The organism is Bacteroides sp. AF29-11 (genome assembly GCF_003602895.1).
Lineage (GTDB): Bacteria > Bacteroidota > Bacteroidia > Bacteroidales > Bacteroidaceae > Bacteroides > Bacteroides uniformis.
Genome location: NZ_QTLY01000001.1, coordinates 153,871 through 178,943 on the forward strand (window position 1 = coordinate 153,871; position 25,073 = coordinate 178,943).

21 protein-coding genes are annotated in these 25,073 nt (G+C 47.0%); 9 read left to right on the plus strand and 12 right to left on the minus strand.

All coding sequences use genetic code 11. The features are described from left to right. Positions 1–7: 7 nt before the first annotated feature. The 3 genes from DWZ03_RS00635 to pta form a co-directional block, all read right to left on the minus strand. Entirely contained in the window at positions 8–1,408 is a 1,401-nt protein-coding gene (locus DWZ03_RS00635; RefSeq protein ID WP_044468262.1) for an alkaline phosphatase, read from the minus strand. 180 nt (positions 1,409–1,588) lie between these two features. Beyond that, positions 1,589–2,785: an acetate/propionate family kinase gene (locus DWZ03_RS00640; RefSeq protein ID WP_022401075.1), complete on the minus strand. Its 1,197-nt coding sequence runs from the start codon at positions 2,783–2,785 to the stop codon at positions 1,589–1,591. A gap of 21 nt (positions 2,786–2,806) precedes the next feature. Further along, positions 2,807–3,826 carry a phosphate acetyltransferase gene (pta, locus tag DWZ03_RS00645; RefSeq protein WP_005824889.1) on the minus strand — a complete coding sequence of 340 codons (1,020 nt, stop codon included), beginning with the start codon at positions 3,824–3,826 and terminating at the stop codon, positions 2,807–2,809. 322 nt (positions 3,827–4,148) lie between these two features. Here pta and DWZ03_RS00655 point away from each other — a divergent pair, with 322 nt between their 5' ends. Genes DWZ03_RS00655 through DWZ03_RS00670 form a run of 4 tightly spaced genes read left to right on the plus strand, consistent with a single transcriptional unit; the run spans position 4,149 to position 7,205 of the window. Then, positions 4,149–4,487: a CidA/LrgA family protein gene (locus DWZ03_RS00655; protein WP_005824896.1), complete on the plus strand. Its 339-nt coding sequence runs from the start codon at positions 4,149–4,151 to the stop codon at positions 4,485–4,487. Then, entirely contained in the window at positions 4,484–5,179 is a 696-nt protein-coding gene (locus tag DWZ03_RS00660) for an LrgB family protein (RefSeq protein WP_005824898.1), read from the plus strand. Before DWZ03_RS00655 ends, DWZ03_RS00660 begins: the two co-directional genes overlap by 4 nt. 52 nt (positions 5,180–5,231) lie before the next feature. Continuing rightward, complete coding sequence (locus DWZ03_RS00665; protein ID WP_005824900.1) at positions 5,232–6,146, plus strand: DUF2156 domain-containing protein; 915 nt, start codon at positions 5,232–5,234, stop codon at positions 6,144–6,146. Positions 6,147–6,188: 42 nt separating this feature from the next. Beyond that, positions 6,189–7,205 (plus strand): GNAT family N-acetyltransferase, encoded by a 1,017-nt coding sequence (locus DWZ03_RS00670; protein ID WP_120128442.1) that lies wholly within the window; start codon positions 6,189–6,191, stop codon positions 7,203–7,205. Between the two features lie 2 nt (positions 7,206–7,207). Here the strand turns inward: DWZ03_RS00670 and DWZ03_RS00675 are convergent, their stop codons facing one another. The 4 genes from DWZ03_RS00675 to folP form a co-directional block, all read right to left on the minus strand. Beyond that, positions 7,208–8,527 (minus strand): TldD/PmbA family protein, encoded by a 1,320-nt coding sequence (locus DWZ03_RS00675; RefSeq protein WP_005834721.1) that lies wholly within the window; start codon positions 8,525–8,527, stop codon positions 7,208–7,210. 22 nt (positions 8,528–8,549) lie between these two features. Then, on the minus strand, positions 8,550–10,088 hold the full coding sequence (locus tag DWZ03_RS00680) for a TldD/PmbA family protein (RefSeq protein ID WP_005824906.1): 1,539 nt from the start codon (positions 10,086–10,088) through the stop codon (positions 8,550–8,552). 79 nt (positions 10,089–10,167) lie between these two features. Further along, positions 10,168–10,932 (minus strand): diadenylate cyclase CdaA, encoded by a 765-nt coding sequence (gene cdaA, locus DWZ03_RS00685; protein WP_005824908.1) that lies wholly within the window; start codon positions 10,930–10,932, stop codon positions 10,168–10,170. Positions 10,933–10,958: 26 nt separating this feature from the next. Further along, positions 10,959–11,810 carry a dihydropteroate synthase gene (gene folP, locus DWZ03_RS00690; RefSeq protein ID WP_005834717.1) on the minus strand — a complete coding sequence of 284 codons (852 nt, stop codon included), beginning with the start codon at positions 11,808–11,810 and terminating at the stop codon, positions 10,959–10,961. A 184-nt stretch (positions 11,811–11,994) separates the two neighbouring features. Here folP and DWZ03_RS00695 point away from each other — a divergent pair, with 184 nt between their 5' ends. Beyond that, positions 11,995–13,293, plus strand: a complete 1,299-nt coding sequence (locus tag DWZ03_RS00695) for a UDP-N-acetylmuramoyl-tripeptide--D-alanyl-D-alanine ligase (RefSeq protein ID WP_120128444.1) — start codon at positions 11,995–11,997, stop codon at positions 13,291–13,293. 2 nt (positions 13,294–13,295) lie between these two features. Here the strand turns inward: DWZ03_RS00695 and DWZ03_RS00700 are convergent, their stop codons facing one another. After that, the gene (locus DWZ03_RS00700) at positions 13,296–13,679 is read right to left on the minus strand and encodes a VanZ family protein (protein ID WP_005824913.1); all 384 of its coding nucleotides are present in this window, start codon (positions 13,677–13,679) and stop codon (positions 13,296–13,298) included. 103 nt (positions 13,680–13,782) lie between these two features. Here DWZ03_RS00700 and DWZ03_RS00705 point away from each other — a divergent pair, with 103 nt between their 5' ends. From DWZ03_RS00705 to DWZ03_RS00715, 3 genes are all read left to right on the plus strand, one after another. Next, positions 13,783–15,150 carry a sodium-dependent transporter gene (locus tag DWZ03_RS00705; RefSeq protein WP_120128446.1) on the plus strand — a complete coding sequence of 456 codons (1,368 nt, stop codon included), beginning with the start codon at positions 13,783–13,785 and terminating at the stop codon, positions 15,148–15,150. Between the two features lie 6 nt (positions 15,151–15,156). Beyond that, entirely contained in the window at positions 15,157–16,107 is a 951-nt protein-coding gene (locus tag DWZ03_RS00710; protein WP_120128448.1) for a helix-hairpin-helix domain-containing protein, read from the plus strand. Between the two features lie 124 nt (positions 16,108–16,231). Next, on the plus strand, positions 16,232–18,556 hold the full coding sequence (locus DWZ03_RS00715; protein ID WP_120128450.1) for a TonB-dependent receptor: 2,325 nt from the start codon (positions 16,232–16,234) through the stop codon (positions 18,554–18,556). A 2-nt stretch (positions 18,557–18,558) separates the two neighbouring features. On the opposite strand, the gene DWZ03_RS00720 is transcribed toward DWZ03_RS00715, so the two are convergent. The 3 genes from DWZ03_RS00720 to DWZ03_RS00730 all read right to left on the minus strand — a co-directional run bounded on the left by DWZ03_RS00720 (position 18,559) and on the right by DWZ03_RS00730 (position 22,181). Further along, on the minus strand, positions 18,559–19,218 hold the full coding sequence (locus tag DWZ03_RS00720) for an ABC transporter ATP-binding protein (RefSeq protein ID WP_005824920.1): 660 nt from the start codon (positions 19,216–19,218) through the stop codon (positions 18,559–18,561). 64 nt (positions 19,219–19,282) lie between these two features. Then, positions 19,283–19,993: a ThiF family adenylyltransferase gene (locus tag DWZ03_RS00725; RefSeq protein WP_120128452.1), complete on the minus strand. Its 711-nt coding sequence runs from the start codon at positions 19,991–19,993 to the stop codon at positions 19,283–19,285. 58 nt (positions 19,994–20,051) lie between these two features. Further along, positions 20,052–22,181: a cation:proton antiporter gene (locus DWZ03_RS00730; RefSeq protein WP_120128454.1), complete on the minus strand. Its 2,130-nt coding sequence runs from the start codon at positions 22,179–22,181 to the stop codon at positions 20,052–20,054. 154 nt (positions 22,182–22,335) lie between these two features. On the opposite strand from DWZ03_RS00730, the gene DWZ03_RS00735 reads away from it, so the two are divergent. Continuing rightward, the gene (locus DWZ03_RS00735) at positions 22,336–23,343 is read left to right on the plus strand and encodes an aspartate-semialdehyde dehydrogenase (RefSeq protein WP_120128456.1); all 1,008 of its coding nucleotides are present in this window, start codon (positions 22,336–22,338) and stop codon (positions 23,341–23,343) included. A gap of 200 nt (positions 23,344–23,543) precedes the next feature. Here DWZ03_RS00735 and DWZ03_RS00740 read toward each other — a convergent pair whose 3' ends face one another. Beyond that, positions 23,544–24,962: a C10 family peptidase gene (locus DWZ03_RS00740; RefSeq protein ID WP_005824927.1), complete on the minus strand. Its 1,419-nt coding sequence runs from the start codon at positions 24,960–24,962 to the stop codon at positions 23,544–23,546. Positions 24,963–25,073: the final 111 nt, after the last annotated feature.

A 25,073-nucleotide genomic window follows, 5' to 3' on the forward strand; every position in this document is an offset into this window, starting at 1 on the left:
CTTTCTATTATTTGTATCCACCAGCCTTGGCTATGCGTTTCGGGATTTCCGTGTTGTCCATCTTACCCACGAACAGCTTGGAGCCTGCACCTACTGCGAATACCGGCACATATCCGGCTGTATGGCCACCGCTGGTCCAGCCTACCATGGCAATCTGGCTCATTACCTTCTTGGCGGCAACAGCCAGGGGCTCAGTCTTGGCATAAAGACTTTCCTCAAACACTACATGCTTGTTCACAAATGATTCTTCGTAAGCATCACGCAGCATCTTCTCCTGCTCCCAGCTCACCGGCAGCTCTTTCCAGAAACCCATCTTTTCTGCCAGGAATTCCTTCATTTCCGGCCAGTTGATAACCTTGCGCATCTTGCGTAAATCCGTGATGGAACGTGAAAGGATATCCTGAGACTGCTTCTGCTTGGCAAGGGCTTTCAGTTGAAGCTCGTACTTACCGGTACCCAGCCCCAGACCGCCGGTTTCATGGTCGGCAGTTACCACAATCAGCGTTTCTTTGGGATGCTTCTTATAGAAGTCGTAAGCCACCTTGATGGCGTTGTCCATATCCACCACTTCCTCAAAGACTGTGGCGGGGTCGTTTCCGTGGCAGGCCCAGTCAATCTTTCCACCTTCAACCATCAGGAAGAAACCCTTGTTACTGCCTTTGGTCAGGAAAGAAATGGCGCTTTCGGTAATTTCGGCCAGCGTCAGGTCGCCTTCCTGGCGGTCGATGGCATAGGGCAGGCAAGAAGGCTCTGCCCCTTCTTTCTGGATAAGAATCATCTTGTCCGCCTGGACAGACTTCGACTTATATTCGTCAAGGCCTCTTGCAACGGTATAACCGGCTTCTTCAAAGATAGGGAAGATGCTCGGAGCCTCTTTCTTGTCGGCAGTGGTAGTCGGTTTCAAGAAACCACCGCCTGCATAGAAGTCGAAACCGGCTTTCGGCAGGTCGAGGGCTATCTCGTAATACATGCCACGGTCCGGCTGATGGGCATAGAATGCGGCGGGAGTAGCATGGTCTACACTGACGCTGGTAGTTACCCCAACTTTCTTACCGGACTTTTTGGCTCTCTCGGCCACACTCTGAAGCACACTCTTGTTATCGTCCATACCAATGGCGCCGTTATAGGTCTTTGCACCGGTAGCCAGGGCTGTTCCGGCAGCAGAAGAGTCAGTCACCGAGTTGGTGGCAGAAAAGGTAGTTGCCATGCTGGCAACCGGGAAAGAAGTGAACAGCAAAGGCTTTACACCGATGCGCCCTTCTTGTTCGGCCAGATACATCTCCGTACCGTTCACCTGGTTCACACCCATTCCATCACCGATGAAATAAAACACGTACTTCGCCTGCTGGGCATAGGCCATGCCGCTGGTCAGCAGTACAAAGAACAACACATACATTAATCGTTTCATAAGCAGTTCTTATTTAAAGTTATTCGGAAAATTGCCTTTATTGTTTTTAACCGAGTAACAAAGATAAGGATTTTAAAGGATTCGGAAAACATTTCGCCCCAACAAATACATTACATATTTGCAGGGGCGAAACCACATCCGGACTCCGGGAAGCCGGAACCGGGAAATATTACAGCGATATTACTTCTTCAGAATATCCATCGTGTCCGAAGCAATCATCAGTTCCTCGTCAGTGGGGATTACCACCACCTTCACCTGAGAATCTTCGGTAGAGATAACCATTTCTTCACCGCGTACTTTGTTCTTCTCGGCATCCAGCTTTATGCCCATGAATTCCAGGCCTTCACATGCACCCCAGCGGGCACTTGCCTGATTCTCGCCGACACCACCGGTAAATACCACGATATCCACACCACCCAAAGCAGCGGCATAGGCACCGATATATTTCTTGATGCGGTAGAAGTACATTTCTTCAGCCAGAACAGCCTTCGGATTGCCGGCAGCTACGGCATTTTCCAGGTCGCGCATGTCACTGGATTCACCGAAGATACCCAGCACACCGCTCTTCTTGTTCAGCAGGTTGGAGATGCCGTTGGCATCCAGACCCTCTTTCTCCATGATGAAGGAAACGGCACCGGCATCAATATCACCACTGCGGGTACCCATCATCAGACCTTCCAACGGGGTCAAGCCCATGCTGGTGTCTACGCACTTACCGTCCTTGATAGCAGTAATGGAACCACCATTGCCAATGTGGCAAGTGATGATTTTCTTTCCTTCCGGCTCTACACCTAGGAACTCGCAGACGCGCTGCGATACGTAGCGGTGTGAGGTTCCGTGGAAACCATAACGGCGTACGCCGTACTTTTCATAAAGTTCGTAAGGCACGGCATACAGATAGGCATGCTTCGGCATGGTCTGATGGAAAGCCGTATCGAACACACCAATCTGCGGAACATTAGGCAGAATGGCAGATATTGCATTTACCCCCTTCAGGTTAGCAGGATTGTGGAGCGGAGCCAGGTCGTTGCAGGCAGTGAAGGCGGCAAGCACTTCCGGCGTCAGCCGTACAGACTCGCTGAACTTTTCGCCTCCATGCACCATACGGTGACCTACGGCATTGATTTCGTCCAAAGACTTGATGGCTCCATATTCAGGGCTTGTCAAAGTGTTCAGGATAAATTCCACACCTACGGTATGCTCTGGAATGTCCCTCTCAAGAACTTTCTTCTCGCCACTGGGCAAGGTGAACTTCAGGAAAGAGTCCTTCAAACCAATTTTTTCGATACCACCCTGGGCGATAACTTCTTTCCGGTCCATATCAAACAATTTGTATTTGATGGACGAGCTACCGCAGTTCAATACTAAGATTTTCATACTATATATCAGATTTAAAAGTTATTCAGCATTCTTTTTGGCAGCAATGGCCTGATTGGCAGTGATGGCAATCATGCGATACACATCCTCGATGGAGCAACCGCGTGAAAGGTCGTTCACCGGACGGGCGATACCTTGTAGGATAGGTCCTACGGCATCAGCATGTCCCAGACGTTGCACCAGTTTGTAGGAGATGTTGCCCACTTCGAGGCTGGGGACAACCAATACGTTAGCATGTCCGGCGATAGAAGAACCCGGAGCCTTGCTTGCACCTACTTCCGGCACCAAAGCTGCATCGGCCTGCAACTCACCGTCGATGGCAATATCGGGAGCCATCTCCTTGGCAATCTTCAATGCCTCAACCACTTTATCCACCACTTCGTGCTTGGCAGAGCCCTTGGTAGAGAAGCTCAGCATGGCAACTTTCGGGTCGAGACCGGCAACTGCCTGGGCTGTACGCGCCGTACATACGGCAATCTGTGCCAATTGTTCTGCATCGGGCACCGGAGTCACAGCCACGTCACCCATCACCAGGATACCGTTCTTTCCATATTCAGGAGCATGTGTCAGCAGCAGCATGGCACCCGAAACGCAAGTGATGCCCGGGGAAGTCTTGATAATCTGCAAAGCAGGGCGAAGTACATTACCCGTAGTGTTGCGTGCACCTGCCAACTGGCCGTCAGCATCGCCATTCTTTATAATCAGGCAGCCCAGATAAAGCGGATCGACAACCAACTTGCGAGCCTCTTCGATGGTCATGCCTTTCTTTTTGCGGAGCTCGCAAAGCAGTTGGGCATATTCTTCTTTCTTAGGATGGTCTTCCGGGTCGATAATGGTAGCCTTGTTTATATTTCCCAGCCCCCACTCTTTGGCACAAGCCTCTATCTCGGCAGGTTTTCCAAGGATAATCAAGTCGGCTACTCCGTCAGTCAGGATTTGATTGGCAGCTTTCAGTGTACGCTCTTCCGTACCCTCGGGAAGAACAATTCGTTGGCGGTTTGCTTTGGCACGCTCAACAATTTCGTTAATTAATCTTTGCATGATATTTTAATTGTCTATTAAGAATCGGCAGTATGTGTTATTCACGCCGCAAAAGTACACAATTTTGCAATATCTACATTGCAAACATCGGTCTTTTTACCGTTCAGACCATAATTATTATAATATTTAACATTAGGTATTCCCAGCATTCATGTGTACGCACACGTGCCCCTCTGCAACAAACAATTACCCGTCCGGCAGGAACAACCCGCCCGACTCTACAAACGACATAAAAAAAATCAGGATACAACGATAACAAGCAATACATAGAATACCTACCTTTGCAGCGTTTTCAACGTATAACAATAGGTATTATAATAGTATGATTCGTCAATGCGCCATCCTTTTCGGATGCTTAGCTTTGGGTGAACTGATTGTTTTCTTTACGGGTATCAAGTTACCTTCCAGCATCATCGGTATGCTGTTGCTCACCCTATTCTTGAAATTGGGTTGGATTAAACTGCACTGGGTGCAGGGTATGTCCGACTTCCTGGTTGCCAACCTGGGCTTCTTCTTCGTACCGCCCGGTGTAGCTCTCATGCTTTACTTCGATGTCATCGCCTCCGAGTTCTGGCCGATAGTGACCGCTTCCATAATCAGCACCCTGCTGGTGATTGTAGTCACCGGATGGGTTCATCAACTAACACGTAAAATCAAATGAACTTTTTAGAAAACGAATTTTTCCTATTGGCTGTCACCTTCGGGATTTTCTTTCTGGCCAAACTCCTGCAGAAAAAGACCGGCATCATGTTGCTGAACCCCATCCTGCTGACAATTGCCATCCTCATTGTCTTCCTGAAGATGACACATATCAGTTATGAGACCTACAATGAAGGAGGACATCTGATAGAATTCTGGCTGAAACCCGCTGTTGTGGCCCTGGGAGTCCCCCTATACCTCCAATTGGAAACGATTAAGAAACAGCTGCTCCCCATCATGCTGTCACAACTTGCCGGCTGCATTGTGGGAGTTATCTCTGTCGTGCTGATAGCTAAATTGATGGGGGCTTCCGACGAGATTATCTACTCCCTGGCGCCCAAGTCGGTCACTACGCCGATAGCCATGGAAGTAACCAAGTCGCTGGGCGGCATTCCCTCACTTACCGCCGCCGTAGTGGTCTGTGTAGGCTTGCTGGGAGGAATACTGGGCTTCAAGACCATGAAACTGACCCACATCGGCAGTCCTATGGCACAAGGCCTTTCCTTGGGAGCCGCTGCCCACGCGGTAGGAACTTCCACAGCCATGGACATCAGCCGCAAATACGGCGCATTCGCCAGCCTCGGCCTGACCCTGAACGGTATTTTCACTGCATTGCTGACCCCAACTATTCTGCGATTATTAGGGCTACTCTAACAAAATCTTCTTATTTTTGTTATCTATAATCATAACCAACTAAAAACAACGTATGATTTCATTTAAAGATATCGAATTACAAGACAAAGAACTGATTACTTCCTATACACAGAACAGTCCGCGACGGAATTGTGACCTCTCATTCTCCAACCTATGCAGCTGGCGTTTTCTATACAATACAAAGTTTGCCATCATGGACGGCTTCCTCCTGCTGAAATTCTGGGCAAACGATGAACTGGTGTACATGATGCCGATAGGTAACGGAGATTTGACAAAAGTACTGGACGCACTGGTCGAAGACGCACACCGGGAAGGGGAACCTTTCTGCCTGCTGGGAATATGTTCGGGCATGTGCTCGGAACTGGAAGCCTTCATGCCCGGAAAATTCCAGTTCACAGCAGACCGGGACTATGCCGATTACCTCTATCTGCGTACAGACCTCGCCACGCTTGCCGGAAAGAAATTCCAGTCCAAACGGAATCATGTCAACAAATTCAAACGCACCTATAATTACGAATATACTCCCATCACTCCCGACCGCATCCAGGAATGTCTGGACCTGGAAGCCGAATGGTGTAAGGCCAACAATTGCGACCAGCATGAAGGAACGGGCAACGAACGTCGCGCACTGGTCTACGCCCTCCACAATTTTGAAGAACTGGGATTGACCGGAGGCATCCTGCATGTAGACGGCAAAATTGCCGCCTTCACTTTCGGAATGCCCATCAACCAAGATACCTTCGGAGTACATGTGGAAAAGGCCGACACCAGCATAGACGGAGCGTACGCAATGATTAACTATGAATTTGCCAACCATATCCCCGAACAATATGTCTACCTCAACCGTGAAGAGGATTTGGGTATTGAAGGATTGCGCAAGGCCAAACTTTCGTACCAGCCTGCCATTATTCTGGAAAAATACGTGGCATGCCTGAAAGATGAACCGGTGGAAGCTATCAAATGGTGAGAGTAAGGATTAGAGATTAAGGATTAAAAGGATAAGGGATTGATGATACGGGAAAAGGTAAAGAACTTATGGAAGCTCTGTTTCAATGATAGCGAGGAATTTACTGAACTGTATTTTCGGCTCCGCTACAACAATGATATCAATATTGCCATCCAAAGCGGCGAAGAAGTGATTGCCGCCCTACAGATGTTGCCTTATCCTATGACGTTCGAAGGAGAAGATATTCATACGGCCTATATATCCGGCGCCTGCACACACCCTGATTACCGTAACCGGGGCGTAATGCACGAGCTGTTATCACAAGCCTTTGCACGGATGCTACACAATAATGTCGCCTTATCCACCCTGATACCGGCAGAACCGTGGCTGTTCGACTACTATGGCCGCAGCGGTTATGCCCCCGTATTCCGCTATGCCGAAGAGACCTTTATCGCTTCCGGTACACCGACAGCCGATACGGGCCTTACTTTGGAAATGTCTGCCGAATATACTGAAAAAAGATATGAATATCTCGACCGGAAATTGCGGGAGCGCCCTTGCTGCATCCAGCATACGGAAGAGGATTTCCAGGTTATCATTGCCGATTTACAACTGGGACAGGGCTTCGTTTGCACATTGAGCAATGGGGAGGAAATCACGGCTTTGGCCATTACCTATCCGATAGGGAAAGCCAACTGGCGCATTGGAGAAATCGTGTCGGATACTCCCGCAACAAAAACTTTACTGCTTCAACATATCTGCCAAAACCTGAATCTCCCGTCCATCCGGGTTCTCACTCCTCCCGCTACCGGTGAAAGCCAACTTTTGGGCATGGCACGCATCATCAATGCCAAAACCATGCTGCAACTCTATGCTACGGCCCATCCGGAACTGGAACTCAGCATTCATCTCACCGATGAGCAGGTCAGTGCCAATAACGGCTACTACTACCTGAACAATGGTAAATATATGAATAGTGCCAAGCGTCTGCCGGGCAGCCACTTGGCACTTACAATCGGTGAACTCACCGAAAAAATATTTGCAACATCAAGCCCATATATGAGCCTGATGTTGAACTAGCATTATAATCCGCTGAAGTCGACTCCCTCAAATACCAGCGAAGGAATCTGCCATGAACGGTTCGGTTGAGGGTCATTGCCCACAGCAACCAAGGAATTCCATAAAGTAACCATGTTACCCGTCACATTCATTTCGTTGACGGGCTGTGTCAGCTTGCCGTCTTCAATAAGGAAACCCTCTATACCATAAGAGAAGTCACCGGTACTGCTATTGCTGTTACCGCCATTGAAGCCCGTAACCAAGATGCCTTGTTTAATATCTGCAACCAATCCGTTCAGGTCCTTATCGCCCGGTGTCAGAATTAGACGTGAAGGTGCACTGATAGTAGGAGCTATATCCATCTTCTTACCATTGTAGGTATCGATGAAATAAGTTTTCAGCACGCCTTTGTCAAAAACAGTGCGGGGTTCGGTAGCCACACCCTCATTATCGAAATAGCGTGAACCGTTTGCACCGATAGCATGCGGCTCGTCACGCAACGTGAAGAGGTCGGAAGCCACTTTCGTATCCAGCTTATCCATCAGGAAGGAGTTCTTTTGTTGCAAAGCACTGCCATACAATGCACTTAGCATCGGACTGAGCAGGTTTCCCACATTCATAGGGTCAACCACCATTGTATATTTACCCGACTTTGCTTTCTTCTGTCCCAGCTTGCGCAATACGCGTTCCAATGCCTTGGCACCGATTCCCGTCTTCGTCAATTTATCATAGAACAGAGCCGAGTCGTACCAGTAATCCTGAGGGCGAGCTTCGCCCTCTCCCTTAATGGATACACTGGCTGAGACAGAGAACCAGGTACTCTTCGACTCGCCTTCAAATCCGTTGCTTATCAAACGATAGGAAGAACCCTCGCCATCACTATAAGAAGAATCAACCGAAATGATACGCTCATCCTTGCCCAATACCTCCTCTGCAGCAGCACGTGCAATCGCCACTTTATCATCCGGGTTGACTTCATAGAGTTTCTTGTCAAAAAGCTGCAAGTCAGGCTTGCCTCCTTTATAGTAGCGTGCAGGGTCGGCCAGCATACGCGACTCATCCACCGCCAGATAGCGGGTAGACTCTATACCATTCGTGATAAGAGTTTCCAATTCTTTCTTATCCAGCCGATTGGTGGAAAAAGAGCCGAAACGTCCGTCCACATAAAGATTCAATCCCAAACCATTCTCCGTAGACTGCTGCAAACGGTCCATTTTGCCGTCACGCAGTTCAAAAGAAGAATTAGAATTTGTATATAGCACCAGTTTGGCTGCCTGGCAACCGTTCTTCAAGGCATATTCCATTGCCCATTGTGCCAATTTCTTATTGTCGTCTGTAATCATGTCTTTAATTGATAGTTGATAATTAACTTTCTCCTCCTACAGTCAGCTTGCTGACTAGTGCCGATGGCATACCGCAGGTAACGGGACAAGACTGACCGTCTTTACCACAGGTCCAAGTACCGTTGTCAATCTTATCGTTATTTGCCACCATCGTGATGTCAGCCAATGCTTTCGGACCATTACCGATGATATTTATATCCTTGACGGGCTGCGTCAACTTGCCATCCTCAATCAAGTAACCCGACTTCACAAAGAAGGTAAAGTCTCCGGCACCGATTTGCACCTGGCCATTGGTAAACTGGTCACAATAGATACCTTTCTTCACGGTGGAGATAATGTCCGCTTCCTTCATATTGCCGGCTTCCATATAAGTGGCACGCATACGGGGGATAGGAGTATTACGGAAAGTATCGCGACGTCCGTTTCCAGTAGGAGCCACCCCATAATGCTTGGCACTGATGCGGTCGTGCAGATAACTGGTCAGGATACCTTCCTTCACGATATAGGTTTTCTGGCCTTCCACACCCTCATCGTCGAAATTCACGGCTCCACGATTGAAAGCGATGGTACCGTCATCCACCACGTTGATATGCTCATCGCACACCTTCTTTCCCAAAAGGTCGCAGAAAATGGAAGTACGTTTACGGTTGAAGTCAGCCTCAAAAGCATGTCCTATGGCTTCGTGCAACAAGATACCCGAACCGCCAGCCCCCATCACGACGGGCATTTCGCCACCTTTGGGTTTCACAGCCTTGAACAAGATAGCAGTCTTATCCACCGCCTCACGTGCAATAATATCCACGATGTCATCCGTCATGAATTCAAAACCCTTGCGGTAAGAACGACCGGCATAACCGTTCTCCATCTTTCCATTCTCTTCCATGATGCAGACTGCCATAAAAGAAACCATCGGACGGTAGTCGTAGTAGCTCACGCCCTCGGAATTACAGAACAGCACGTGCGATGTACTGTCAGAAAGAGAAGCCTGCACCTTACGTACACGATTGTCCAAAGAGAAAATCTTTTCGTTCAGCTTTTCTAAATAAGGTATTTTTGCCTTGACACTCACGTCCTCCCAAGGTTCAGTGACGGCATAGCGGCTTTTGGTAATTGTCTTTTCCGTCAGTCCTACAGATTTTCCGGCCTTGCCCGAAGAGGCGATACGGGCAGCAGTACGTGCAGCACGCAGCATTTCTTCCATAGTTACCCCTTCCACATAAGCATACCCCGTCTGGTCGCCTGCCAATACGCGTACGCCCATACCGAAGTCAATGTTAGCTCCACAGTTGTTTACTTTGCCGTCCATCAGAACCACACTGTTGTTGAATGTGTGTTCAAAATAAAGGTCGGCATAATCGCCGCCTTTTTCCAGAGCGGCAGCCATCACTTTCTTCAAGTCAGCCTCCGTCACACCGAAGTGAACCATTGCCGAAGCTACGGCAGACTGATTATCTGCTCCTCCTAAAGCTCCGCGTACTGACGCAGGCATAGCCAACGAGGGTACTGCCAGCGAACCTAACATCGCCAGACTTCCCGTCCGTAAGAAATTTCGTCTATCCATCCTTTTCAGTTATTAGTTATAAGATATTGTTTTTTATATCATAGTTATATGACGTAAAAATAGGAGATTTTGTCACACCTTAGCTTTCCTTTGTTAACAAACTTTCCAATTCCTCTGCATTCAGACGCAGATAGAATTGTCCTTTGTAAGCCACTGAAATACCTCCGGTCTCCTCCGATACAATGATGGCATGCGCATCAGACACCTGGGAAATTCCCATGGCAGCACGATGCCTCAGCCCCAGTTCCTTAGGAATGTCCAGATTATGGGAAACAGGCAGGATACATCCCGCCGCTTTGATACGTTTCTTACTGATAACCATCGCTCCATCGTGCAACGGACTGTTCTTAAAGAAAATATTCTCAATCAGACGCTGGTTTATATCGGCATTGATAATTTCTCCCGTACGCACCACATCATCCAAAGGCAAATTATGTTCAATGACAATCAAGGCACCAACCTTCTGCTTCCCCATGCTGATACATGCCATTACCACCGGCATGATGTCGTCATGTTCCAACTTCTCTTTCTTATTGCCGGTGAAGAAGCGTACCAGCGCACTGGCATGCTGATGCGAACCGAGTGTCAGCAAGAAGCGCCGTATCTCGTCCTGAAACAAAATGATAAGCGCCAGCACGCCCACACTGACCAGCTTGTCGAAGATGGAGCCGAGCAATTTCATCTCCAGCACCTGCGACACCACCAGCCATATCAGGATAAACACCAGAATACCCGTAAACACATTGATAGAGCCGGAGGCTTTCATCAGCTTATACGTATAGTACAGCAAGAAAGCCACTAACAGAATATCTATAAAATCTTTTATTCCAAATTCAAAAAACACGATATTGAATGATTAGGGGTTAGGGATTAGGAATTATTTCGCATGGCTTGCACAATCCGTACGGTTTCCACGGCTTCTTTCACGTCGTGTACGCGGAGGATGTCAGCACCTTTCAGCAAACAGATGGTATCGAGCACCGTAGTACCATTCAGCGCCTCCTGAGGAGTAATGTCCAACAAGCGGTATATCATCGATTTACGTGAAACGCCTACCAGCAAAGGCAACTCAAAAATACGGAACTCTTCCAGATGGGACAGCAATTCATAGTTATGCTCCATTGTCTTTCCAAAGCCGAAACCGGGGTCCAGAATGATGTCTTTTACACCTAAGTCACGTAATTGCTGCACCTTGCGCGCAAAATACAAGAAAACCTCTTTCAGAAGATTGTCGTAATGAGGATGCTGCTGCATACTTTGCGGAGTGCCTTGCATGTGCATCATAATATAAGGTACGTTCAATGCCGCAACGGTATGGAACATATTCGCATCCATCTCACCGGCCGCAATATCATTGATGATGGCAACACCATACTCCTCCACACACATTCTTGCCACATCCGCCCTAAAAGTGTCTACTGACACCACAGCATCCGGCTGTATCTCAAAAAGTATTTTCAGGCCCATACGCAACCGTTCCATCTCCTCCCTGGCAGAGACATTGTCGGCATTAGGACGGGAAGAGTAAGCGCCTATGTCAATAATGGCCGCTCCCTCCGAAACTATCTGTTTCACCCGGCGTACTATTTCCGCCTCTGTCTGTGTACGGCTACCGGCATAAAAGGAATCGGGAGTAACGTTCAGTATGCCCATGACACGGGGTTGAGAGAGGTCGAGCAGCGAACCGTTGACATTTATATATCGGGCAGTTGTAATTTCCATAGGCAGTCTGTTCTATATAGTACCTGCAAATGTAAACAAAAAAGTGGTTTCAAAATACATAAACTCATAAAACTGATAAGTTTTTTGCTTGTACCCGGGAAGGGAGAGGATTAAAACTATATCTTTGCACGATGGTTTACCACAGATTACACAGATTCACACAGATTGATTTAATTATAAAGTCATGGATATAACAGCTATACATCAGATATTCCTAACATGCACCAGTGTCACTACTGACAGCCGTAACTGCCCCCAAGGCTCTTTATTCATTGCGCTGAAAGGCGAGTCGTTCAACGGAAATGCCTTTGCCGCCCGGGCGCTGGAAAGCGGAAGTGCTTATGCCATAGTGGACGAAGAAGCCTATGCCCCTGAAGGCGATACACGATACATCGTGGTGGAAAACAGCTTGAAAACCTTGCAACAACTTGCCAATTACCACCGTCGGCAGATGCGTACACCCATCATCGGCATTACGGGTACAAACGGAAAGACTACTACCAAGGAACTGATGTCCACCGTACTTTCGCAAACTCACAACGTGCTCTATACCTTGGGAAATTTGAACAATCACATCGGTGTTCCCCTCACCTTGCTCCGCCTGCGCCCTGAACACGACCTTGCCGTGGTGGAAATGGGTGCCAGCCACCCGGGAGACATCAAGGAGCTGGTAGAGATAGCCGAACCTGACTACGGGATCATTACCAACGTAGGAAAAGCCCATCTGGAGGGATTCGGCTCTTTTGAAGGAATCATCAAGACCAAAGGAGAGATGTACGACTATCTGCGGACGCGGAAAGAAGCTACCATCTTTATCCATAACGACAACCCCTACTTGAAAAAGATAGCCTACGGACTCCACCAGATTGCCTACGGCAGTGAGGACGGGCTGTACATCAACGGACACGTCACCGGCAATTCTCCTTACCTCACCTTCGAGTGGAAAACGGACAACGAAAGCAAATATCACGAAGTACAAACCCGGCTTATCGGTGAATATAACTTCCCCAATGCTCTGGCAGCTGTCACCATCGGACATTTTTTTGGTGTGGAACCGGAGAAAATAGACAAGGCACTGGTCGGATATACCCCGCAAAACAACCGTTCACAACTGAAAAAAACAGCGGACAACACTCTGATTATCGATGCCTATAATGCCAATCCCACAAGCATGATGGCTTCCATTAGTAACTTCCGGAACATGCAGGCCGAAAACAAAATGTTGATATTGGGAGATATGCGGGAGTTGGGTAAAGACAGTGCCGACGAGCACCAGAAGATTGCAGACTATCTGGAAGAATGCGGATTCAAGGATGTAGTTCTTGTAGGGGAATTGTTTGCCGCCACACGCCACTCTTATCAGAGTTATCCCGATGTAACCGCACTCATCGCAGAGCTGCAAAGAGAGAAACCTTGCGGGAAAACAATTCTGATAAAAGGGTCGAACGGCATCAAGCTAAGTTCCGTAGTTGAATACTTATAATCCTATTTCATCCTTGGCCTTAAAATGAAATAGCCGACCATTGATGCAAGCACCGCTCCCGTGGTATTGGCCGCAAAATCCAGCCAGTCTCCACCACGGTATGTCGTGCAGTATTCTTGCAGCAACTCCACCATTCCGCTGAACAAAACGGGACAGACAAACGCCCCTGCCCATGCATGCCATAAAGGGGCGTTGTCTCTCCGGTGAGCGCGAAGAAACTCCAGCCACAGCATTCCTGACATGCCGAAATACATACAGATATGCACCACCTTGTCTATATTGGGAATCTTGCTTATTTCTGTAGAAGGCGGTTTAAAGAATGAAAGATAAATCACCGTCAGAATAATAAAAAGCGACACCGGATATTTCTTAATATAATATAGCATATACCAAATTATCAACGAACTGTGCGCAAAAGTACAGAACATTTTCTATATTTGCATGTTTTAGCTGGTATTAATAACGAATTGAAAGAAAAATCTACGTTTTATGACAAAAAGTGACAGAGCCAACTTCGGAAGCAAATTAGGCGTCATACTTGCCTCGGCAGGCTCCGCAGTCGGTTTAGGCAATATCTGGCGTTTCCCGTTTGAGACCGGGAATCACGGAGGTGCGGCATTTATCTTTGTATACCTGGTTTGCGTGCTCATTCTCGGCATCCCCATCATGATTGCAGAATTCCTCATCGGCAGGCGCTCGCGTGCCAATACGGCAAGGGCTTATCAGAAATTGGCACCCGGCACGCATTGGCGCTGGGTAGGACGTATGGGCGTACTGGCCGGATTCCTTATTCTGGGATATTACTCCGTTGTGGCAGGATGGACGCTTGAGTTTATCGGCGAAGCGGCTACCAACAGTTTTGCCGGGAAGTCGGCAGCCGATTTCATCGCATCCTTCAACAGCTTTGTCAGCAACCCCTGGCGTCCGGTCATCTGGCTGGTGCTGTTCCTGCTGGCCACCCATCTCATCATTGTCAAAGGAGTGGAAAAAGGTATTGAAAAATCAGCCAAAATCATGATGCCAATGCTATTTGTCCTATTGATAATCCTTGCCATCTGCTCCATATCCCTGCCCGGAGCAGGAGCAGGCATTGAATTCCTGTTGAAACCGGACTTCAGCAAAGTGGACGGCAATGTGTTCCTTGGAGCCATGGGCCAGGCATTTTTCTCCTTGAGCTTGGGGATGGGATGTCTCTGTACATACGCTTCTTACTTCCGCAATGATACGAACCTGCCCAAAACGGCACTCAACGTGGCGGCTATCGACACCATGGTAGCCATTTTGGCAGGATTCATCATCTTCCCTGCCGCCTTCTCTGTAGGCATCAAACCGGATGCGGGTCCTAGTCTGCTATTCATCACCTTACCTAATGTCTTTCAGCAAGCGTTCGGCAATATTCCCTGGCTGGCGATACTGCTGTCTCTGATGTTCTATATCCTACTGGCATTGGCAGCACTTACTTCCACCATTTCCCTGCACGAAGTGGTAACTGCCTATCTACATGAAGAGTTCAAGTTCTCACGCAGCAAGGCAGCCAGATACGTGACAGCGGGCTGTATTTTCTTAGGAGTATTCTGCTCACTGTCTCTCGGTATCGGCAAGAGCTATACCGCATTCGGATTAAACCTATTCGATTTGTTCGACTTTGTAACGGCCAAGCTAATGCTACCGTTAGGCGGTTTCTTCATTTCCATCTTCATAGGCTGGTATCTGGACAAGAAAATCGTATGGGAAGAAGTCAGCAACAATGGCACTCTGAAAGTATCCGTCTACAAGCTATTGATATTCATCCTGAAATATATTGCTCCGATAGGAATTGCACTGATTTTTATCAATGAACTGGGTTTTCTGAAATAGGTCATCATGCAGAACCCCTTTAAAGAATTCCTTTATTTCTCCCGGGGAGAAAGGCGCGGAATACTGGTTTTGATTACCGGCATTATTCTCGTCTTTCTCTCCGGGTATATTTATATATACCAAAGAGAGAACCGCCCCCTCTCCGATGAAGTAATCCGGCGGCAGGCCACTGCCATGGCAGAATACGAATCGTTCATCGCATCCATACAAGAAAAGGAACAAAAATGGGACAACAGACTTAAACCTTCCTCCCAAAAACAACCGACAACCGTCTCCTTGGCCCGTTTCAATCCCAATACCGCCGACTCCGTCATTTTTTGCCGACTGGGACTGCCCGGATGGATGGCGCGGAACATACTCCGCTACCGTAGTAAAGGAGGGAAGTTCCATAAGGCAGAAGATTTCCGGAAAATATATGGAATGACAGAAAAACAATATCAGACACTCTTACCCTATATCCACATCACTCCGAAAGACACAGAAACAAGAACCGTCCAGTTGTACAGCTCTCCTGCAAGCAATGACAGCGCCGTTACTTTCCGAATTGCACCGGAAAAATATCCGTCTGGGACCCTTGTCGACCTGAACCGCGCCGACACCACAGAACTGAAGAAAATACCAGGTATCGGTAGTGGCATTGCCCGTCTAATCATCGGTTATCGGCAACGCTTGGGAGGATTCTACAACATCACGCAATTACAAGAAATCCATTTGGACACCACCCAATTGCAGTCCTGGTTTTCCATCGACACCCGGGCCATCCACCTCATCAACCTGAACCGTAGTAGCATAGAGAGGCTGCGCAACCATCCTTACATCAACTTCTACCAGGCAAAGGCCTTTGTAGAATACCGGAAGAAGAAAGGCGACCTTCATAGTCTGAAACCTTTTGCACTTTACGAGGAATTCTCCGATACCGATTTGGAGAAAATCAGTCACTACGTTTGTTTTGAATAACAGCATCATGCAACATTTTTCAATGTCTGATGCAACCTTTTCACCAGTCATTTCGTCTAACAAGCAGAAACACCCTAAAAACAGGAAGGCCTACTGCAATAAGGATTAGAACCATCGTATCAATATGAAAAAATTAATGATTATAACCATGCTGCTGGGCAGTATGGCACAGAATGCTTTTGCTCAAAAAATAGAAATAAAAGGAACCGTCCGCGATGCTTCCGACAAGAGTATAGAGTATGTCAATGTGGTATTACAGACCATCGACTCTACTTTTGTCGCCGGTGTGACCACAAGTCCAGAAGGAGAATTCATCTTCAAGAACACGGCTGCCGGAGATTACAGACTTGTTCTTTCCAGCATCGGGTATAATACCGGATACATCACCCTCAATGGAGTAAAGCGCCATACCGACCTTGGACCAATCGTATTAGACAGTGCTTCTATCGCACTGGAAGGAGTGACTATCACCGGCTCCAGCCAAATCAGCCGTGCCGACCGTAAACTGGTTTTCCCATCCGAAAGACAAATGAAAACTTCCACAAACGGAGTGAATCTGTTGCAGGAACTGATGCTGCCACGTATTCTGGTCAACCCCATGAACAATGAGATTGGATTGTCCGGCGGTGGAGAACTGCAATTACGCATCAATGGAGTCAAAGCCGAAATAGACGAGATAAAAGCCATTCGCCCTGCCGACATTATACGTATAGAGTACCATGACAATCCGGGACTGCGCTACGGTAATGCCGAAGTCGTTTTGGACTACATAGTGCGCCGACCTAAAACGGGCGGAAACTTCGGTGCCGACATTTCCCAAGGGTTGAACACGATGTGGGGAAACTATAATCTGTACGGCAAAGTAAACCACAAAAAATCAGAATTCGGCTTCTCCTATTACATGGGACCGCGGGATTTTAACGGCATGTACCGCGACAATGAAGAAGAATTCCACCTGGCAGACGGCACTACACTCAGACGCCTGGAGAAAGGAGAGCCCAGCAAGGCAACCATGTACCAGCACAACCTAAACGTAAATTACAGTTTGCAGGCTTCTGAAAATTCCCTTTTCAGCGCCACCTTCCGCCTTCGAGGAAACAATCAGCCGCACTGGGATTATAAAGGAACTCTCTATAACGCCAATGACGAAGCGGACGTGGTAGACATGACCGACCGTACCGACCAGAGCTGGACACGTCCCTCACTCGATTTGTACTACCAACAAGACCTGAAAAACAAACAAACCCTGGTATTCAATGTAGTAGGCACCTACAATCGGGAAAAATCGCAGCGGCTCTACCAAGAAAGCACCCTGGGAAACATATTGACCGATATTGACAACAATATCCGAGGAAACAAATACTCCCTGATTGCCGAGGTCATTTACGAGAAGCAATATTCCAAGGGGAACGCATTGAGCTTTGGATTGAACCATACACAGTCCTACTCCAACAATGAATACAGAAACGGGCATTATTATGAAACCAATATGCACCAAGGGAACACATACATATTCGGAGAATACCGTGGAAAGATAGACAAACTAAACTACCGGCTGGGAGTGGCCATGACCCGTTTCTACTATAATCAGAGCGGCAAGGACAAATCTACCGAGAGCTACAGTTTCAACCCGAGTATCGTTCTGCACTATGCCATGTCAGACAACTCCTACCTCCGCTGGAAGGGAAACATCTATAACGCTTCTCCTTCATTGGGCGACCTCAGCGATGTGGAACAAGCAGTGGATTCATTCCAGATACGTCGTGGTAACCCGAATCTGAAGTCGTACATGTGCTATCATACGGAGCTGACTTACGAGTGGAAAAAAGGCATCTTTTACACCAACTTATGGGGAGCCTATGACTATCGTCCCAATGCCATTATGGACGAGAAGATTCAAGAAGGCAACAAAATAGTGCAGACTTGGGACAATCAGAAGGATTGGCAGAAACTCTCCGGACGTGCCATGCTCCGCGTAGGCCCCATCCGCGACATTCTGCAATTTTCTTTTACGGGCGGTGTCAACCATTACATGAGCCATGGCAATCACTACTCGCATACCTACACCAACTGGTTTTGTGAGGCAGAAGCCTCATTAAACTACAAACAGTTCTCTCTGTTCTGGCAGATAAACACCAATTGGAACAATTTCTGGGGAGAAACCCTCTCGGGAGGAGAAAACATCCAGATGTTAGCTGTATATTACAAGCATAAGAATCTTCGGGTAGGAGTCGGTGCATTCAATCCTTTCACCGACAACTATAAAGTACAAAGCGAAAACTGGAATAAATTCGCATCCTACAAGACAAATAATTACATAAAAGAAAGCTCCCGCATGTTCCTGGTGAACTTTTCCTACAACTTCTCGTTCGGCCGCAGTTTCAAGACAGCACAGCGGAAGGTAAACAACAGTGACAATGACTCGGGAGTAATGGGCACGGGGAAATAGGCTCAGACCATTTTATTGATTTCCCCGTCAATCAGATGTATCGTCCGGTCGGTGAGCTGCGCCAGTCCTTCATCATGGGTTACGATAACAAACGTTTGTCCGAAACGGTTACGTAAATCAAAAAAGAGCTGGTGCAGTTCTTCCTTATTATGGGTATCCAAGCTGCCGGAAGGTTCATCTGCCAGCACCACTGCTGGATGATTGATGAGAGCACGGGCCACCGCCACACGCTGCTTCTCACCTCCCGACAACTCATTCGGCTTGTGGGAGGCCCGTTCGGCAAGCCCCATGAATTCAAGAATTTCCGTAGCCGCCTCCTTGGCTTCCTGCTGTCCTCTTCCGGCAATGAAGGCTGGTATCATTACATTCTCCAAAGCCGTAAACTCCGGCAGCAGTTGATGGAACTGGAACACAAAGCCGATATGGTGGTTGCGGAATGCGGAAAGTTCCTTCTCCCTCATACGGTTGACTTGTGTACCGTCAATAACCACCGAACCGCCATCCGGCATATCCAACGTACCCATGATTTGCAGCAAGGTAGTTTTACCCGCTCCACTGGGGCCTACAATGCTGACAATCTCCCCTTTCTCTATCTCCAGGTCAATACCCCGCAACACTTGCAGGTTACCGAAACTCTTCGTTATATTCTCTAAATGAATCACTAGGCTATTTACAATTTGACAATTTACTATTTACTATTTGATAGTTTTCTTTCAAGTGCTATTACTATAGTCTTTTAATTACATATTCGGCCAAATAGCAGCCAAAAACTGCAGGCATGTAGCTCACTGTTCCACAGGTGGACTTCTTGTTCATCTCGTCGTCCGTCAGCAAAACGGCATTCGGATCAGCCTGTTCGGTGCTGAAAACAACTGGAAGTTTCCGCTTTATGCCCATTTTTTGCAAACGCTTACGCACAGCCTTGCTCAACCCGCAATGATAGGTATCCCAGATATCGGCAAAGCGCACTTGCGAAATGTCACTCTTTGCTCCTGCCCCCATGCTGGACACTATCTTGATATGCCGCTTCATGCTTTCCGCTATCAAGTGGCATTTTGGAGCAAGCGTATCGATGGCATCCACCACAAAGTCATAAGCCGCATCATCCAGCAGTTCCGGTATGTTCTCATCTTTCAAGAATACGGGCAACACTCTCAGTTCCAGAGCCGGATTAATGTCCCTGAAACGTGATGCCAATATCTCCGCCTTCTTTTGCCCCAGGGTAGAATGCAGAGCCGGCAACTGACGGTTTATATTCGTAGGCTGCACGGTATCGGCATCGACAATCGTCATCCGCCCCACTCCGGCACGGCATATCATCTCGGCCGCATAAGCACCTACACCACCCAGTCCTATGACAAGTACATGTGCCCGGCGCAGGCGTTCCATTTTTTCATCTCCTAATAAAAGTTGCGTTCGTTGTTGCCAATCTTCCATTTTCACCACAGATTACACGGATTTACACAGATTTTTGTCAATTATCAATTGTCAATCGTCAATTCTTCTTGAACCATTTATAGAACCATTTGCCTACCTTCTCGTAGTGCTGCGACTCGTTGTTGCCACGCGGGTTGGAGAAGGATACCGCATCCTGCGGCTCGCCCAGTTGGTCGGGATAGAGTACTATCAGGCTGTTATTTGCAAAGTACTTGCTGATTTGTGCCGGTAGCTTCTCGAAGGAGCTGTCATAGGAGATGGAGCCCCGGCGAGCACTGATAATCACTAACAGATGGTCAAAGTTCACTTGTCCGGTCAATATCAGTAAGTCCCCCCAATCGTCCAGGCGGGAAAAGTCTGTCAATGTCTGTCCATATTTGGCTTTCACCAGCCCTTGAAGATGGTCGGTAGTCTCTTCATTGGCATAAAAATGCACCCGACAGCCCAAAGTACTCCCCAACCGGCAGAAATGTTCCACCCACTTCAGGAATCCCGCCTCATACTCGGCTTTCGGAGGTACCGCCACAATCACCCGCCTGATTGTGTTAATGGGCATCAGGAACTTGGAAACCATCACCTCGCGATGCAAGCCTTTCAGCAGATTCTCCGTCAGCATACCGAAGAATGAATCCACAATATTGACTTTACGGTGCAGACCTATAATGACATCCGTTGCCGCATATTCTTTTGCTGTATGGATAATGCCCGAAGCGATATTCAAGTCGTAACGCGTGATTTGCCTCAACGGCACATCTGCCGAGGCCGTTATCATGGCAGCCTTTTCCAGATAGCGTTTCCCACGCAATTCGGCACTTTCAGAACTGCTATCGTCGTTGATGACATTCAGTGCCAACAGATTATCCCGTTGCTTCGGGTCGCGTATCACCAAAGAAAGATTTATCAAGTCTTCAATCGTATCGGGGTTGGCTATCGGAATCAATATCTTCTCCGCTTCCACGGAGCGGTTTTCTTCCAGATGCGCCTCCTCCATGGCAATCTTCCGTGCGGCACGCTCCGTAATGAACGAGCTCACAATGCAAGTTACAAGAATCAGCAGGACGGTACCATTCAAAACATCATCGTTCAGCAAGCGTTCCCCATTGGGCAGAATGATGTTGTACCCCACCAACACAGCCGCCAGCGTTGCCGCTGCTTGTGCATTGCTCAATCCGTACATCAGCTCCCGTTCAATCCCTCCCATCTTATATATTTTCTGCGTCAGCCAGCAGGCAATCCATTTACCTGCCAATGCCACCACAATCATTACAGCCGCTACTTTCAGAGCATCGCCATGACCGAAAATCACGTGCACATCAATCAGCATGCCCACACCTATCAGGAAATAAGGAATAAACAAGGCGTTGCCCACAAACTCCAGATGGTTCATCAACGGAGAGACATGCGGAATCAGCCGGTTCAAAACCAAACCTGCAAGGAAAGCACCCAGGATACCTTCCATCCCCACAAACTCCATCAATCCGGCTCCGAGGAAAACCATGGCAAGCACGAATATGAACTGCATCACGTTGTCATCGTACCTCCGGAAGAACCAACGGCCTATGCGTGGAAACAGATATACAATCAAAATACCCAGGAAGATAACCTTTATGACAAGCCATACCCAAAAGAAGCCGTCCGACTCCCCCTTGAACATACCACCCACAACGGCCAGAACCAGCAAAGTGAGTGTATCCGTAACCGCCGTCCCCCCCACTGCAATACTCACACTGCGATGCCGCGACACACCGTAACGAATCACGATGGGATAGGCCACCAGCGTATGTGACGCATACATACTTGCCAGTAGGACAGAGGTCAGCACCCCGTACTTCAACAAAGCTATATTCGTTACCAAGCCTATGCCTATGGGCACAATAAAAGCCAAGAGCCCCAGAACAAGCGCTTTGCCCCGGTTCTGTTTGAAGTCCCCCATATTCATTTCCAGACCGGCAAGGAACATGATGTAATACAAGCCTACTTTGCCGAAAAGCTCAAAACTGCTGTCACGCACCAAGATATTGAAACCATGCTCCCCAATGACAAGCCCCGCCAGTATCATTCCGATAATGTGCGGAATACGAAGCTTATTCAACAATATGGGAGCAAACAATATAATGAGGAGTACAAGGAGGAATATCCATGTAGGGTCGGTGATGGGAAGTTTCAAGCTGAAGTCAAACCAATCCATAGGCTATAAGTTTTAGGTTTTGAATGCAAAATAACGAAAAACTTTTCACTTTATGCGGTGTTATACAGCATTTTGTTATAAATTTGCGACCAATTCTATCTTTTTAGAGATAGTATTTCACTTTTTTATAAACTTAATTTAAAACAAAAGAAAAATGAAAGTAGCTATTGTTGGAGCAAGCGGAGCCGTGGGACAAGAGTTCCTGCGAGTGCTCGATGAAAGAAATTTCCCGTTGGACGAGTTAGTATTGTTCGGTTCTAAACGCAGTGCCGGAACCAAATATACCTTCCGCGGTAAACAGATCGAGGTGAAACTCTTGCAACACAATGATGACTTTAAAGGGGTTGATATCGCTTTCACTTCCGCAGGCGCAGGCACCTCCAAAGAATTTGCCGAAACCATTACCAAGTACGGAGCAGTGATGATTGACAATTCCAGCGCTTACCGTATGGACGACAATGTACCTTTGGTAGTGCCCGAAGTGAATGCCGCCGACGCCAAAGAACGTCCTCTCGGCATCATCGCCAACCCCAACTGTACTACTATCCAAATGGTAGTGGCACTGAAAGCCATCGAACAGCTTTCCCATATAAAGACCGTACACGTTTCTACCTATCAGGCTGCCAGTGGTGCCGGCGCCGCTGCCATGGATGAGTTGTACGAGCAATACCGCCAGGTATTGGCAGGCGAACCCGTAACCGTTGAGAAATTCGCTTACCAGCTGGCATTCAACCTCATTCCGCAAATCGACGTATTCACCGAAAACGGCTATACCAAAGAGGAGATGAAGATGTTCAACGAGACCCGTAAGATTATGCACTCTGACGTAAAGGTCAGTGCTACTTGCGTACGTGTTCCCGCTCTCCGCTCCCACTCCGAAAGTATCTGGGTAGAGACCGAGCGCCCCGTCTCCATAGAAGAAGCCCGCGAAGCATTTGCCAACGGCGAAGGCTTGGTTCTGATGGACAATCCGGCAGAAAAGGAATACCCCATGCCGTTGTTCCTCGCCGGCAAAGACCCGGTTTACGTAGGCCGTATCCGCAAGGACCTCAGCAACGAAAACGGATTGACGTTCTGGATTGTGGGCGACCAGATTAAGAAAGGCGCTGCACTGAATGCGGTGCAGATTGCAGAATACCTGATTAAGGAAAAAGCATTCTAAAAAGGGTGAGAGACTGACTTCATTTTGAAGTCAGTCTCTCACCCTTTTTAGAACTTGCATTTTTATCACCTTTTATAAGGGTAAGTTCGCTAATTCATATGAACAAATTTTGCTATAAGTAATTCAAAAAAAACATTTTAAGTCAAAATACTATTTGTTATTCATATATTTCATGACAAAATCAAAAAGACAATAACACCTCACTTAGGAACAATATCAACTATATCTTTACGATTACGATTCCAAGAGAAGCTACCATCAGAACGTTCCAAATACAAATTAGTATCAAGATACATTCCATTATAACTACCTCCCCATCCCCAGTTCATATAAAAATAAGTACGGATATCAAAATCAGTTGTATAAGAATCTGAAATAAGAAAAACGAATGTCCCTCCAGGATGGAACTCCTCTGGCATTGTTAATAGTTCATATTCTGTATAATGATCAATGTCATGATATCCACATGCAACCCACGCATGCCCCACCTTACCATCATCTGTAAAGCCTTGCATAATTACCGGCTGCTTTTTTCTCAAGTTGCCGATAGTTCTTGCTGCCGAATGATTTACAACTTGAGCTGTCGTCGAATAGCCATATTTGGACACTAATGCATTTCGCACATCCGATAATGACGCACTAGTCCCATCTAATGCATAATCTGCGTTAATTGCATCTGCAACATCTCTGATAAATGCAGCAGTGACAGAAGAGGCATAACTATTTGGCATTGAATTCCAATTAAAAAAAGTTGGATACTCATTATATTTCATTACTTGAGCCATTGCTATTGTTGCACAACCAGCAGGTGGATATTGACCACTTATTTGAGGTAATGCAACATTAAAACCAGATTCTTGTGTCCAAGTTGTTGATAATATATTTCCCATTTTTTCTTCATAACCTTTTTGTTTCCAGCGCAAGTAAGCATGTTGATTATAATCATATTCAATATAAGTCATTCCTTCCGCAACAGCACGAAATTGCTCGTATATACTTTCCGGCAAATAATCCCTAGCACCAGCAAACGGAATATATCCATAGCCTTCCTTTTTCCATTCACGGCAACAATCTGCTATGTAATTTTCAAACTCAGCTATATTAGAACGCGTATATACCTTATCTTTCATAGCAGGTATATATTCTTCCCACATTGCTCTATATTGAAAAGTACTATCAATCGGCATTTTATCTCGTTCCTCAATAACATTCTTCATATCTCCCAGCCAATCAGAAAGTCCATCCGGCATTCTATTATTAGCATTAAAACTACCTCTCTCAGCATAAGCCAATATAGGTTGGAAGTTTTTGGTAGCACTAACAAGTAAAAAGCCTTGTTCATTATCATAATTGATAATATACATACTTGGCTTATTAACTTCTCCCTCAATAGTAATTATTTCCTTGACAGATTTACTAACGCGAGTCCGAGGAGCATCCTTTACAGTAAAAAGTTCAGCAACATTTCTTGCATCTTCCACAGATACAGAAGTCTCATACATTTTCGTATCAAAGTTTTTTTCATCTATCGTCGCATCAATTGCGTCAATCACATTGTCCTGACAAGAAAAAACAACTCCTAGCAATAAAATCCACAAAAGCTTCGTTAATGTTCTCATAAATATTAATTTAAGTTTATAACAGCTCAACTATTTGTAATCTTTCAAATATTAAGGCAAGTATACCGCCATTATAGATTCAACTAAATAAACATGCATCACAATGGGTAG

What these genes read in the sequence shown, in the direction of transcription:
- DWZ03_RS00695 (WP_120128444.1), top strand. Translation starts at nt 11,995, where the DNA reads ATGGATATAACAGCTATACATCAGATATTCCTAACATGCACCAGTGTC.
- DWZ03_RS00665 (WP_005824900.1), top strand. Translation starts at nt 5,232, where the DNA reads ATGATTTCATTTAAAGATATCGAATTACAAGACAAAGAACTGATTACT.
- DWZ03_RS00655 (WP_005824896.1), top strand. Translation starts at nt 4,149, where the DNA reads ATGATTCGTCAATGCGCCATCCTTTTCGGATGCTTAGCTTTGGGTGAA.
- pta (WP_005824889.1), bottom strand. Translation starts at nt 3,826, where the DNA reads ATGCAAAGATTAATTAACGAAATTGTTGAGCGTGCCAAAGCAAACCGC.
- DWZ03_RS00640 (WP_022401075.1), bottom strand. Translation starts at nt 2,785, where the DNA reads ATGAAAATCTTAGTATTGAACTGCGGTAGCTCGTCCATCAAATACAAA.
- DWZ03_RS00725 (WP_120128452.1), bottom strand. Translation starts at nt 19,993, where the DNA reads ATGGAAGATTGGCAACAACGAACGCAACTTTTATTAGGAGATGAAAAA.
- DWZ03_RS00735 (WP_120128456.1), top strand. Translation starts at nt 22,336, where the DNA reads ATGAAAGTAGCTATTGTTGGAGCAAGCGGAGCCGTGGGACAAGAGTTC.
- DWZ03_RS00660 (WP_005824898.1), top strand. Translation starts at nt 4,484, where the DNA reads ATGAACTTTTTAGAAAACGAATTTTTCCTATTGGCTGTCACCTTCGGG.
- DWZ03_RS00670 (WP_120128442.1), top strand. Translation starts at nt 6,189, where the DNA reads ATGATACGGGAAAAGGTAAAGAACTTATGGAAGCTCTGTTTCAATGAT.
- DWZ03_RS00705 (WP_120128446.1), top strand. Translation starts at nt 13,783, where the DNA reads ATGACAAAAAGTGACAGAGCCAACTTCGGAAGCAAATTAGGCGTCATA.
- DWZ03_RS00715 (WP_120128450.1), top strand. Translation starts at nt 16,232, where the DNA reads ATGAAAAAATTAATGATTATAACCATGCTGCTGGGCAGTATGGCACAG.
- folP (WP_005834717.1), bottom strand. Translation starts at nt 11,810, where the DNA reads ATGGAAATTACAACTGCCCGATATATAAATGTCAACGGTTCGCTGCTC.
- DWZ03_RS00675 (WP_005834721.1), bottom strand. Translation starts at nt 8,527, where the DNA reads ATGATTACAGACGACAATAAGAAATTGGCACAATGGGCAATGGAATAT.
- DWZ03_RS00680 (WP_005824906.1), bottom strand. Translation starts at nt 10,088, where the DNA reads ATGGATAGACGAAATTTCTTACGGACGGGAAGTCTGGCGATGTTAGGT.
- DWZ03_RS00740 (WP_005824927.1), bottom strand. Translation starts at nt 24,962, where the DNA reads ATGAGAACATTAACGAAGCTTTTGTGGATTTTATTGCTAGGAGTTGTT.
- DWZ03_RS00730 (WP_120128454.1), bottom strand. Translation starts at nt 22,181, where the DNA reads ATGGATTGGTTTGACTTCAGCTTGAAACTTCCCATCACCGACCCTACA.
- DWZ03_RS00635 (WP_044468262.1), bottom strand. Translation starts at nt 1,408, where the DNA reads ATGAAACGATTAATGTATGTGTTGTTCTTTGTACTGCTGACCAGCGGC.
- DWZ03_RS00700 (WP_005824913.1), bottom strand. Translation starts at nt 13,679, where the DNA reads ATGCTATATTATATTAAGAAATATCCGGTGTCGCTTTTTATTATTCTG.
- DWZ03_RS00710 (WP_120128448.1), top strand. Translation starts at nt 15,157, where the DNA reads ATGCAGAACCCCTTTAAAGAATTCCTTTATTTCTCCCGGGGAGAAAGG.